We start from the raw sequence: 2597 nt of genomic DNA on the forward strand, positions 1-2597 counted from the left end.
AGACTCCTGGTGGGCGGCCAGTTGAGTCCCGGCTGATGGCCACGAGAATTCCCCGTGGATGGCCTCGGGTGCCCTGATCTCCACCCGCCCCTTGGGAGACCTCCCCGGTCCGGTTTGCTGATGTTTGCCGCATTTCGCAAGCCGACCGAAGAGGTCCCGTGACAAAGTCTGACAGAGAGATCATGAAGATCTTTGAGGCATACGACCTGACCAAGACCGTCCACTCCGCCGCGCAGCTGTCCGGTGCGGACCCCAAGACCGTCAAACGCTACGTCGAGCTGCGCCAGCTGGGTCTCAACCCGTATGAGCGGGCGGCCCGGCCGAAGCTGATCGATCCGTTCCTGGAGAAGATCGAAGAATGGGTGGAGGCGTCGAAGGCGAAGATCCGCGCTGATATCGCCCACGACAAGCTGATCGCGATGGGATACCGGGGCAGCCCCCGCTCCACCCGGCGAGCGGTCAACACCGCCAAGGCTGCGTGGCGGGCCGGGCGGCGGCGCACCTACCGGCCGTGGATCCCCGAGCCGGGCATGTGGCTGCAGTTCGACTGGGGCGAAGGCCCGCGGGTCGACGGAAGACGCACCTGGCTGTGGTGCGCCTGGCTGGCCTGGTCGAAGTTTCGGGTAGTGATCCCGGTCTGGGACTGCACGCTCGGCACCCTGGTGTCGTGCCTGGACTCCACGCTGCGGCGGATCGGCGGCGCCCCCACCTACGTGCTCACCGACAACGCCAAGACCGTGACCAGCGACCACGTCGCCGGGATCGCGGTGCGGCATCCGCAGATCGTGGCCGCGGGCCGGTACTACGGCTGCACCGTGGAGACCTGCGTGCCTTACGATCCCGAATCCAAGGGCGGGGTGGAGGCCACCGTCCGGCTCGCCAAGGCCGACCTGGTGCCCACCGAGGCCAACCTCCGCAGCCAGTACGGCAGCTTCGCCGAGCTGGCCGACGAATGCCGGACCTGGTGCGAGAAGATTAACGCCCGTCGGCATCGCGGCAGCGGCCAGATCCCCGCCGAGCAGCTGTTAATCGAGCAGCAGGCGCTGCACGTGCTGCCCGCCGAGCCGTTCGCGCTAGCGCTGGGCGAGCAGCGGATCGTCTACGACGACCAGACCATCAGCTTCGCCTCGGTGCGCTACTCCACCCCACCCGGACACGTCGACACCAAGGTCTGGGTGCGCGTGGTCGGCGAGGAACTCGTCATCACCGCCCGGGCCGCCGGCGGGGAGCTGGCCGAGATCGCCCGCCATCGCGTGTCTGTCCCAGGTAACCCACAGATCCTGGCCGAGCACTACCCGCACCATCCCAACGGGCGCAGCATTCACCAGCCGAAACCGCGGCCGCGCAACGAGGCGGAGGTCGCGTTCCTGGGCATCGGGCCGGGCGCCGAGCGGTGGCTGACCGAGGCCGGACCCGCCGGAGCCGTGCGCATCCGCGCCAAGATGGCCCGCGCCGTCGAACTGGCCGCGGTGCTCGGCGCTGAACGTGTCGATGAGGCACTCGGCCTTGCCGCGATCGCCGGCCGCTTCGCCGACGACGACCTGCCCGCCATCGTCGACCATCTGAGCGACCACCGGGCCGTTGGCGAACTCGTGCGCGCCGATGAGAAGCATTCGGCTCAGCCCGGCACCGCATCCTGGCAGGCCCTGGGCCAGTGACCACCCCACCACCTGCCCGGCCTGCCCGGCCGGGCGGGTGCCCGCGACGAGGAGAACCCCACCCATGACCTCGCCCACCCCACCGGCTCTGCCCGACGAACTTGACCGGCTGCTGCGCCGGATGCGCCTGCCCTACCTGCGCAAAGCCGCCCCCGACGTGCTGGCTACCGCCCGCGCTCAACGTTGGGACCCCGCTGAAGTCCTGCGCATTCTCATCCACGAGGAGGTCACTGGCCGCGACGCGGCCACCCGGCGGCTGCGCCGCACCTCGGCCAACTTCCCCACCGGCAAGACCCTCGCGTCCTGGCGACCGGAGGAATCCTCCATCCCCGAACCCACCCAGAACGCCCTGGCCACGCTGGAATGGATCGGCCGCGCCGAAAACCTCGTGATCGCCGGCCCGTCGGGCACTGGCAAATCGCACTTCACCGAGGGCCTGGCCCACGCGGCCATCGAGAAGGACCTACGCGTGGCCTGGTTCACCCTGGAAACCCTCACCACCACGATCGGCAAGGCTAAAGTCGACGGATCCATCGCGCGCACCGTCGCCCGGATCTGCCGCGCCGACCTCATCGTCATCGACGACATCGGGCTGCTCCCGGCCGGAACCGACGCCGCCGAGGCGTTCTACCGGATCATCGATGCCGCCTACGAACGCCGCTCGATCGCGATCACCAGCAACATTCACCCGAGCGGGTTCGACACCATCATGCCCAAGACCCTGGCCACCGCCTCGGTCGACCGGCTCCTCCACCACGCCCACCTGGTCCTGACCAAGGGCGATTCCCACCGGCTCGCCGAGGCTCTGGCGGGCAAGGGCGTCACCCCATTGACCTGACCACCCATCAGGACCACCCCGGCCATCAGTATGGATTTCTGATGGCCACCAGTTGAGAGAACCCAAGTCCACCTACCTGGGGATCTTCATGGCCGTTGACA

2 protein-coding genes are annotated in these 2597 nt (G+C 68.6%); both read left to right on the forward strand.

Annotated elements, in window-relative coordinates:
- The first annotated feature begins 182 nt into the window (after positions 1 to 182).
- Positions 183 to 1658 (forward strand): IS21 family transposase, encoded by a 1476-nt coding sequence (istA, locus tag E1292_RS50125; RefSeq protein WP_132606833.1) that lies wholly within the window; start codon positions 183 to 185, stop codon positions 1656 to 1658.
- A 64-nt stretch (positions 1659 to 1722) separates the two neighbouring features.
- Positions 1723 to 2496: an IS21-like element helper ATPase IstB gene (istB, locus tag E1292_RS50130; protein WP_127934030.1), complete on the forward strand. Its 774-nt coding sequence runs from the start codon at positions 1723 to 1725 to the stop codon at positions 2494 to 2496.
- Positions 2497 to 2597 lie beyond the last annotated feature (101 nt).

It is taken from the genome of Nonomuraea deserti, from assembly GCF_004348685.1.
Classification (GTDB): Bacteria; Actinomycetota; Actinomycetes; order Streptosporangiales; family Streptosporangiaceae; genus Nonomuraea; species Nonomuraea deserti.

What these genes read in the sequence shown, in the direction of transcription:
- istB (WP_127934030.1), top strand. Translation starts at nt 1,723, where the DNA reads ATGACCTCGCCCACCCCACCGGCTCTGCCCGACGAACTTGACCGGCTG.
- istA (WP_132606833.1), top strand. Translation starts at nt 183, where the DNA reads ATGAAGATCTTTGAGGCATACGACCTGACCAAGACCGTCCACTCCGCC.